This window comes from Candidatus Woesearchaeota archaeon (genome assembly GCA_016180285.1).
Lineage (GTDB): Archaea > Nanobdellota > Nanobdellia > Woesearchaeales > JACPBO01 > JACPBO01.
Window position 1 is genome coordinate 1 of the sequence record JACPBO010000015.1, and the last position, 9190, is coordinate 9190.

13 protein-coding genes are annotated in these 9190 nt (G+C 38.4%); 5 read left to right on the forward strand and 8 right to left on the reverse strand.

Translation table 11 applies throughout. The features are described 5' to 3' along the window. The 3 genes from HYU07_03630 to HYU07_03640 all read right to left on the reverse strand — a co-directional run. A partial coding sequence (locus HYU07_03630) for a S8 family serine peptidase (GenBank protein MBI2129306.1) occupies positions 1 to 956 on the reverse strand: 956 nt, incomplete at its 3' end. Between the two features lie 86 nt (positions 957 to 1042). Continuing rightward, positions 1043 to 1309, reverse strand: a complete 267-nt coding sequence (locus HYU07_03635; GenBank protein ID MBI2129307.1) for a hypothetical protein — start codon at positions 1307 to 1309, stop codon at positions 1043 to 1045. Positions 1310 to 1318: 9 nt separating this feature from the next. Beyond that, positions 1319 to 2056, reverse strand: a complete 738-nt coding sequence (locus tag HYU07_03640) for a hypothetical protein (GenBank protein ID MBI2129308.1) — start codon at positions 2054 to 2056, stop codon at positions 1319 to 1321. Between the two features lie 89 nt (positions 2057 to 2145). On the opposite strand from HYU07_03640, the gene HYU07_03645 reads away from it, so the two are divergent. Beyond that, positions 2146 to 2868 (forward strand): hypothetical protein, encoded by a 723-nt coding sequence (locus tag HYU07_03645; GenBank protein ID MBI2129309.1) that lies wholly within the window; start codon positions 2146 to 2148, stop codon positions 2866 to 2868. Between the two features lie 44 nt (positions 2869 to 2912). On the opposite strand, the gene sppA is transcribed toward HYU07_03645, so the two are convergent. The 4 genes from sppA to HYU07_03665 all read right to left on the reverse strand — a co-directional run bounded on the left by sppA (position 2913) and on the right by HYU07_03665 (position 5926). Further along, positions 2913 to 3827 (reverse strand): signal peptide peptidase SppA, encoded by a 915-nt coding sequence (sppA, locus tag HYU07_03650; protein ID MBI2129310.1) that lies wholly within the window; start codon positions 3825 to 3827, stop codon positions 2913 to 2915. Beyond that, on the reverse strand, positions 3824 to 4318 hold the full coding sequence (locus tag HYU07_03655; protein MBI2129311.1) for an RDD family protein: 495 nt from the start codon (positions 4316 to 4318) through the stop codon (positions 3824 to 3826). Before HYU07_03655 ends, sppA begins: the two co-directional genes overlap by 4 nt. After that, on the reverse strand, positions 4315 to 5400 hold the full coding sequence (locus HYU07_03660) for a hypothetical protein (protein MBI2129312.1): 1086 nt from the start codon (positions 5398 to 5400) through the stop codon (positions 4315 to 4317). The genes HYU07_03655 and HYU07_03660 overlap by 4 nt, the downstream gene beginning before the upstream one ends. A gap of 88 nt (positions 5401 to 5488) precedes the next feature. Continuing rightward, positions 5489 to 5926 (reverse strand): hypothetical protein, encoded by a 438-nt coding sequence (locus tag HYU07_03665; protein ID MBI2129313.1) that lies wholly within the window; start codon positions 5924 to 5926, stop codon positions 5489 to 5491. Positions 5927 to 6043: 117 nt separating this feature from the next. Here HYU07_03665 and eif1A point away from each other — a divergent pair, with 117 nt between their 5' ends. The 4 genes from eif1A to HYU07_03685 are packed head-to-tail and all read left to right on the forward strand — an operon-like array spanning position 6044 to position 8544. After that, entirely contained in the window at positions 6044 to 6346 is a 303-nt protein-coding gene (gene eif1A, locus HYU07_03670) for a translation initiation factor eIF-1A (protein MBI2129314.1), read from the forward strand. 49 nt (positions 6347 to 6395) lie between these two features. Further along, the gene (locus HYU07_03675) at positions 6396 to 6965 is read left to right on the forward strand and encodes a hypothetical protein (GenBank protein ID MBI2129315.1); all 570 of its coding nucleotides are present in this window, start codon (positions 6396 to 6398) and stop codon (positions 6963 to 6965) included. Positions 6966 to 7000: 35 nt separating this feature from the next. Continuing rightward, a complete protein-coding gene (locus tag HYU07_03680) occupies positions 7001 to 7669 on the forward strand; it encodes a type II secretion system F family protein (GenBank protein MBI2129316.1) in 669 nt (222 codons plus the stop codon). A gap of 20 nt (positions 7670 to 7689) precedes the next feature. Beyond that, on the forward strand, positions 7690 to 8544 hold the full coding sequence (locus tag HYU07_03685) for a hypothetical protein (protein ID MBI2129317.1): 855 nt from the start codon (positions 7690 to 7692) through the stop codon (positions 8542 to 8544). A gap of 85 nt (positions 8545 to 8629) precedes the next feature. On the opposite strand, the gene HYU07_03690 is transcribed toward HYU07_03685, so the two are convergent. After that, positions 8630 to 9046: a hypothetical protein gene (locus HYU07_03690; GenBank protein MBI2129318.1), complete on the reverse strand. Its 417-nt coding sequence runs from the start codon at positions 9044 to 9046 to the stop codon at positions 8630 to 8632. Positions 9047 to 9190: the final 144 nt, after the last annotated feature.

Below are 9190 nucleotides of genomic sequence, written 5' to 3' on the forward strand. Positions count from 1 at the left end.
GGCCCGACAAAAGTTATTATAGGAGCATTTGCATCAAGAGATGCCAGTGCAGGCCATAAGTCAATTCTTGTAAAATTAAGGTTTGAGCCGGAGCTGTCTGTTATATTCTTGCCTGTCTTTAATGCGTTTTCAACCTGCAGGGATGTCAGCGATGCCCCTGTTTCAAGCTTTCTGTACTGCCTCAGCAATGCTGCTGCCCCTGCTGCATGCGGAGTTGACATTGAAGTTCCGCTAAAAGTCGCATAACCGCTTGTTGTATAAGTTGAGATTATGCTCACGCCAGGAGCCAGCACATCTGTTATATTGTTCCTGTTGTAAAAAATTGCATCATTGCTGTTGACTGCTCCTACTGCCGTTGTATTTTGAATGCATGCCGGAGATACAATTGCCGTTGTGTTGCCGTTATTTCCTGTTGCTGCGAAAACAGAGATGTTTGCTGCAATTGCAGAATTTATTGAAGCTGCTGTTGATGCATAAGAATCGTCGCAGTAACCTGTGTACAGTACAGAGGTGCCAAGGCTCATGCTGATAACAGTTATATTATATCTTGATGCATTGTTAACGCACCAGTCAATGCCAGCTATGATGTTGGCAGTTGATCCGGTTCCGGCTGAGTTAAGCACCTTTATTGCTATAAGGCTCGCATTATTCGCAATTCCCTTATAAGTATCATTCATCGAAGCTACAATGCCTGCCACATGAGTTCCATGGCCATTGTCATCATAAGGGTCCCAGTCTGTGTTGACATAATCATAACCTCCAAGGACTTTTGTGCAGTTTCCCCCAAGAAATGTTGTGTTTGTGCAGTTTCCCAAAGCAGGATGGGTGTATTGGATGCCTGTATCTAAAATGCACACTGTCTGCCCTAATCCTGTAATATTTGTCCCGTTGTATGTTAAACCCCAAAGCTTTGTTGCATTTATCTGCGGAGCGCTTGTTAAAAGGTCAATCTGCATCGGGTGATCGTATTCAATTGCCTCAATATTCGGGTTGTTCTTTAATTTATTAAATGCAGAGCGCTTTATTTTTGCGGAAAAAGAGTTTACAATGGAATATCTGTGACCACTTTCAGCTCATTTTCTGAGAATTCTGAAATAACGCTGTCCTGGCTGTTTTTTATTTTTTCTTTCTTGCCAAAAATGCCGAGATTGTCCAGGTTCTGGTAATTCAGCTTGATTATAACATCGACTTCATCGCCTGTTTTAAGTTTTTCATCAACCTCATGGTCTATTTTTATCGCATACGCTAAATTTGAAAATAAAACCAGCGCAAAAACCATTAAAACCAAAAACCTTGTTGATCTTTCCATTTTCCTCTTTTAACCTTTCGCCACATTATCCCACAGGTATTTGTGGTATCTTTTATAGTTCTCAGCAAGCTCTTTGCTCTCGGTTACGAATGCAAAAAAATCCTCGCCCAATAAAAAATTAACTGTTTTGTTTCCGTAGATGCCAATAACTGTCGGATTGCCGCTGAATGCTTTTGGCAGAAATCTGCAATATTCCAGCTGAAAAGGCTTCACTTCTTTTTTTAGCTCGTATCTGATAATATTAAACATTTTTATCTTTAGTTTTATTCTTCGCTTATTCCAGTTTGCAAAGAAAACAGGATGCTTCTTCGGGACATACCTTCCTGAACCGATCCAATATATCTCTTTATAATTCAGCATATCTTCCCAAACTGCCTTAACGCCTTCTACGCCCCTGTAAACCTCAGCGTTTATTTCCGGTTTTTTAAAGTTAAATTGCTCGATTATAGAAGGCATTTCTTTTTCTACCTCTTTCTCTGTTTTATCAATTTCATGCTTTTTTTCCTCCAGACACCCGATGAGTTTGCTGGGGTGGGAAATTTGGAATAATCTTCGTTTGTTTTCCTCGGTATAAGTTACTAAGCCGCGCTCAATAAGCTTGTTTAATATGTCATAGATATTTCTTCTTTCAATGCCTGTTTTTTCATGGATTTTGTTAACAGGAGATGTTCCAAGGTCAAGCAAGGCAGAATATGCCTTGATCTCTCCATCAGAGAGCCCGATTTTTCTTAGGATTTCCAAGGCCATAGGCAGAATAAGATGAACTTATATTTAAATTTAATGGTGTTGTAACAATACCACATACATTTAAATACATTAGCTACTTTCAAATAGTTATGAGTTATTTAATTAAAAATTTAAAAGTTATTGCAGCTGGCGGCTTGTGCCTCATGACCGCCCTCTTAAGCAATGTTCGTGCAGATGACATCTTCAAAGGCTTAAGAGGCCCGACAAACTGGCAATTGGACGAGAGAATCGCCTACTCCAGAAATGAAAAAAATGTTGAAACAGTAACCAATAATCTGATATTGAAATACTGGGATGGCGATGAATTTGGAAAATTCGGATTTATCAGCCTGCCATATAAGTTTATAGATTCGACTAATCTTTCTGAAAATGGGCTAAGCGACATTTCAATAGGTGCTGGCCCAAGAGGAAGAACATTCCCAACAGGCAATAAGGGCTTAGGAAATGAAAGATATGATCTGAAAACAAGCATATTGGCCACATACTTAACAGCCGATAAAAAGTATGGGCTTGATGGGATATTGGAATATGCTTTTACAGGTGAGAACAAAAAAGATATTAATCCGCCAAATGAAACATATCTTGGCTTATTAGCGGGCAGAAAAATTACAGATAAAATCAGATTTGCAACCGGACCTACAAGCACAGTAAAAGACAATGGCGATTATATTGCAAATTGGAGAGCCGTCATCAGATATACGGTTTCTCCAAAATTACATTTTGAATTAGTAGGAGATAAAGGGATTGATGGACATAACATCCCCGAATCAACTGGAATTGGACTTTATGTGAGACGTAATAAAAAATTCTAAGTAATTCCATAATAATGAAACGTATTCAATTTTTACATTTATAACTATGTCCAAATATCAACCTTGTTTATTGTTCTTGTTTTTTCAAAAACAGCAGATCCGATCCCTTTTCCTACGAAAAACGACTGCTGAGAAAATGCCTCTGAGAGCAGGTCAATAAAGCTCTTCTTTTCTTTGTAACCAAATGCAGAAATTGTTATGTTCAGCGTATTTGCAAGGTATTGTTTTGCAGATTCCATGTCGCCAAGCTCATCAACCAGGCCAAGATCCAAAGCCTCCATTCCCAAAAAGAAAACGCCTGTTGATATTTCGCTGGCTTCTTCGTTTGTCAGCAGCCTGTTTTGAGCAACTTCATCTATGAATATCCGGTGTATTTTGTCCAGCTTTTCCTGCATTATTCCTCTTTCTTCAGCTGTTAAATTCTTCAAGGGGCTTCCAATGTCTTTTTCAGATCCGGAAACTAGTCGCTGATACGTTACATTGTGCCTGTTTAAAAAACCAGAAATATCCAAATAAGACCCAAGAACGCCAATAGAGCCTGTAATAGACATCCTGTTTGCGATTATGTAGTCTGCTGCAGACGCTACCCAGTAAGCCCCTGATGCGCCTTCCTCCCTTATTACAGCGACAGTCGGCTTGCTCAGCTTCTTTATTCTGGCTGCGATCTCATCTGATGCAACAGCAGAGCCGCCGGGAGAATTTATATCAAAGATTATGGCTTTTACATTGGGATTTTTATCCGCCTTGTCTATGTTCTCAATTACTTTTGTCGAGGATGCAACTATGCTGCCGAATGATCCATATGATTCATCAGCCATTATGATGCCTTTTATCGGAATTACAGCAGCATTTCCTGATTCAACTGGCGCTGAAGAAAGCAGCGCTGCGATGCCTGCAAACATCAAGCTGAAAAACCCCAAAATTGCCAGAACAACAATGACAACAGCCCATTTGTTCATCTTGCCACCTCATAGACTTGCACAATCTTTGTATTTGACAATCTTTCCGTGAATCTTTTCCCTTCTTTATTGAAAAGCAGGTAAATAGGATCCAGCATCCACAATAAGAAGAACGGAAATACAGGGATTATAAAAAGGTTTCTAACCAGAGCCTGCCAGAGCTTGATTTCCTTGGGTTCAATATGTAAGCTAAGAAGCATCATGCCAACTGTCTGGCCTAATTTGTACTGCAAAATAACAAAGTAAAGCAGCGCAAGAAGGGATATCGCCGCTGTAATGAAAAATAATGCCGTGTTTGCATTTTGGTTTGACAGCAGATAGGAATATGCTTCATTAAAAGATCCGCCAGGCATTAATTTCAATAATACGTTCCGGAACGGCCTCAATATTATAAAATTTATAATTAACAGGTCTATAAGAAATGCAATGATCCTTCTTAACAGAGAAGCATTTACAGCAATCAACTTCTTTTTTGGCAGCTTTAATCTCATGGTGAATGATTCCCCTCTGGAGATGATTTTTCCATCATAGCCTTGCAGTTATCTTCGCCAATAAACTTCCCATTTACAGTGCATTCCTTTGGAGGCCCGCTATCTGTAGCATTTGAAGGCGAAGCCGATTCTTTTCTGAACAAACTTTTAATCCAATCAATAAGTCTGGCAAAGAAATTTCGATTGTCCGGCTCTTTGTATTGCTTATGATCTGCACTTGCAGCAGGCTGATAATTAGGCTGCCCTCTCACTTCTGTCTGTACTTCTTTGCCTATCTTCCTCTCATACTTTTGAGCAACATCTACCAATGTTTTCAGCGACTCCTTAGAGCAACCTCCACCAGCCGGTCTTCCGGATTCGGTTTCTCCCATCTGGGCAATGTCTGGATGAGCCTTGGTGAATTGTTCGCAATTAGTTGCATTCGTATTATAAATAGAGACTCTCTTGAGTTTTTTCAGATTATCAAGGCATGATAAATCTCCTGTAACGTCGGGATTTCCTGGGTACTCATCTGCTATTCCCAGCTCTTCAATATTGGTTAAATTGCTCAATGCGCAAATGTTGCCTTTGATATTAGTGCCGCTGACATAAATTGCCTTTAAGTTAGGCATATTGGAAAAAACAGACAAATCTCCTGAAATTTGGGTATGGGTCATGGCAAAAGTTTCTAACTTAACCAGGCCTTTTAAGCATGAAATGTCTCCTGTTATATTTGGATCAAAGGCAAATTTCAGGCTTCTTAGCTTTGTTGCGTTGCTTAATGAGCAGATATCGCCGGAAACTTCAGGATTGGAATAAAGACTAAAAACCTCCAAATTTGTCAGATTCTTCAAATTGGCAATATCGCCCTTAATTCCGTGCTCAGTCGCATCCAGATACTGCAGGCAGGCCAAATCCTTTAATTGCGCCAAATCTTTAAGTGAATCTTTATCAGTAATTCGGATAAAGTCTTCCTTAGGGTATAACATCTGGTATTCTTTATAGACAGAAGTTTTAATATCGCCTGATTGGCAGGGCTCCAATGCAAAAGCAAAATTAGCCAAGAAAATGAATATGATCAATGCTATGGTTCTCTTAGTCATATCTATACTGGCAATTACTGCAGATATAAAACTTTCTATTTAAACAACAAAATTCCACTTGTCTTATATGATTGAGAAAACGATATCATTACATCCAATAATCTTCCACTCTATTTGAAGGTAATTTTCTCCCAATTCTAATCGCCATTGAAGGAGCATTTTCTACAATGATCTCTGCTAATCTATCAGCACGTCGTCTAGATTTTTTGTCCATTTCTGAAATTATCTCTACCTCAACTCCAAGAATGCCCAACCCGTCAAAATATGCCCCATTAACTGCTCTCTCAACCTTTACAGTGAGACCATTCATCCGATAAGTATCTACATCTGTCATATCAAATTTTTGGGCATTGTCAATCCATAAAAAATCAGGTGGAGAAACTATTCTTCGGACTTCCCCCCAGATAGAACTGATTCTCTTAAAATCAAATTCAAATTGTTCATCCTTTTGTCTTAAAATAACAGAATAATATTCTTGGATATTTTTTGGGTCTGTTTTTATATATAGTTTACTCTCTGTCACCATGATAAATAGAATTGAGGACTCATATATAAAGTTTATTATGCTTTGGTTATGAACATAAATATCGCAATCTTTATAAGACAATCCTTATTTCTTTGGTCCAAATGGAAGAACGATCGCATGGAAGAGATCAGAAGAGTCAAGCTTCCCAGGGGAAAGCAGTGCATTGGAATTCTTGACCAGAGATTAGGGGCTTCCAGAAACAGGGTAAGGTGCTTTGACGGCAAAACAAGGATATGCAGGATTCCAGGCAGAATGAAGAGAAAGCTTTGGGTCAGGGAGGGCGATGTTGTCCTGATCGAGCCGTGGGAGCTCGGAGGAGATGACAAAGCAGACATAATTTTCAAGTACAGGCCTTCTCAAGTTCAATGGCTGAAGAAGAACGGCTATCTGAAGAATCTTGCAGAGTTTGAGGCGTTTTAATTACTCAAAAATAGAAATCTTTAAATATTCTTTATTGTTTTGATGGATTATGATGGGTGGCAGATTGCATTTTGCAATATTGATTGTGATGTTTCTTGACATAGTGGGCCTGATAAAGGCGACATTCGGCATTGAGGGAGTTTTCATATGGCAGCTTTTCCTGACTGTCATTTTCCTGATATCCGGAATTTCAATAATGTACCTTCTGCTTAAAGAAGATGCGTGGGCATGGCCTTATATTTATTTTTCTGCTGTGCTGGTTGATGTCATTTACCTTTATTTCCTGACAGGCGGCTCTTTCATGTTATTTTTACTTGCTCTGTTTACAATAATTGGCATGCTGGCTTCCCTGAATATCGTTAAAAAAGAGAAAGCCAAGGATGAAGATTTTTATGAAGCCAAAGACATTGTTAAGGATATTGAAATAGAGCCTTCTGAAACAAAGTATTCTGTTGAAACATATGAGCCAGGCAAGTACGTTGCAAGCAAAAACGCCAGCTATTACCATGCGCCAAAATGCGACTGGGCGGAGAAGATCAATGCAAGAAACAGGGTTTGGCTGAACAGCGATGAGGAAGCGAAGAAGAAAGGGTATAAGAAGCATAATTGCTTGAAGTAAGTTAAAATTTTATAAATCAAATGAGTGTGGTATCAATGAAAGATGAAGACCTGTTAGAGCAAATTTTGATGGCAGAAGAGTGGGGCATTATGCTGTCTAGCGGTGTTGAGCTTTCAAAATCACTTCAACTCTTAAAAGAAAGGTATCCGAATTACGATTCTGAGATTGGAACGATATTGAATAGTGTGGAAAGCGGTTGGTCTATCAAGGACGAGTTGCATTCAGTACGCGCCGAACGTTTCTATCCATTTTTGGCCGCCATGATTGAGGTTGGTGAAGAAACATATAATTTATGTAATGCTCTTATCGGGGCATCAGAAACCCTGTGGATACAATTAAGGGTAAAACGAGACAAACCAACAAAATACAATAACGAGGTTGTTTTCTACACGCAACTTGCAGCATTGGTTGAAAGATTTCCTGTAAGCAGAAGATTGAAACAACCCGCAGAAAGGGCATTGGAGGTCATACGTTGTTCTGATTATCTGCCAGAAGATTGGAAAGAAGCTATTATGGATAGAGAAGGCATATCCTATGATAACTTATTATCTGGCGTTATGTCCAAACACAAAGAAATATTTGATGAGATGGATGCTGAAATAGTCAAATCTGCTGAGAAAAACAGAACACTTAAGGATGCGCTAAACAATTTGGCGCAGTTTTATTGTAAAAGACGAGAATATGAGCTTTGCTATAAAAAATAAGATATCTAAAGGTATTTTAGATGAGATCAAATTTAGTTGATAAAGACAGAATATTTTCATTTGCAAATTCTATTTCTGACAAAGTTCTTGAAGCGCCAAATAATAAAGTAAAAGAATTTGCTGAAGAGCATTTTGGCAGTTATAAAAACTATTTGGAAGAGATTAGAAGGCTTATAAGAGAAGATTCAATGAATTTATTGAAGGCATTTGGTGATGAGCCATTATTTTATTGTCAGGTTAAAGAGGATGATCCTGTATTGAGAGGTATTCAATCTTCATACCAACAAGGGGTTTATTGTGATTTTCCATTAAAAAATCAGCTTTATTTAGATTTTCTTTCAAAAAATGAAAATCAAAAACCATGTATTGCCTCTATAGAGAATTTCATAAAAAAGTACTCATTCGAGATAAACATCCCTTCTCATTTAATTTGGTGCATGGAAAGGGCCCATTTCTATCTGTCTGAAAGGGAATTTTCAATGTTTATTAATTGGCGGGGAGGGAGCCTGCTTGCGCCTATAGAATGGTCTCTTAATAAGATGCCAGTCAATATCTTCCCTATTGGAAAAAATAGAGAGATTACTAAAGTTGGTGTTACTGCAAAATATTATGGCCAACCTTTAGAACTGATTGAATTCAAAGAAAGTGGAGCAGTAATAACGCCTCCTCTTGCATGTGAAAATCCGTACCATCAATGGGGCAGATTGTTTGAAGATCCTAAACTATACCGATCTTTAACATCAATTGTTGAAGCAGTGAAACAGGAAAGGGATATGCCCGCCATAAAGATAGAATGGTCTACAGGATATTGCAGGTTCATCAGGACAAAGAATAAATCTCAGCCAGATGCGCAGGATATACTGCAGTTGGTTTAATATATTGCTGTATAAGACCTTAATAATCGCAGCTTTATCATAGAGATAGAAAAGCATTTATAAAAAATAGTATGATAAAACCGCTTTAGGCCAATATTTCGCGTATATCTGATTCTTCAATTCCTACTGACAAGTCAGGGAAAACATGCAGTTTAAAAGTATTTTCTCCTACTATGGCCACTAAGCCTTCGTATATTTTCTTAGTACTATTGTATGGCTCATTTAAAGAGCTATTTGGCCCTGGATTTGAGCATGAAGAGTTGTAAGCTTCATACTTCTTAGTGTCTTGATCAGTATGTAGCTCAACTGCATACTCGCCAGATCCTTTTTTTAAAAGGACAACAATCGCTTCAGAAATGTCTATAAGAGGTTTCATTAAACCTGCAGAGGGAACACCATGTTTAATGACTTGAGAAGGATTTAAGCGGATACATCTATGTTCAATACAATCATCTACCGCTTCTCCATAGCTAACTTTCCCAGTAAATGTTTTTTCTTCCATGTTCCACTGGAAAATAGTGATGATATTTAAACTTTTCTATGAACTGGCACAGTCAACTTAATGGTGCTAACCAATAAATATCTCCTTCTCTAAAACAAAAATTGAACGGCAGCTAACATGCCAGTAGCTAATGCTGCCGTTCGG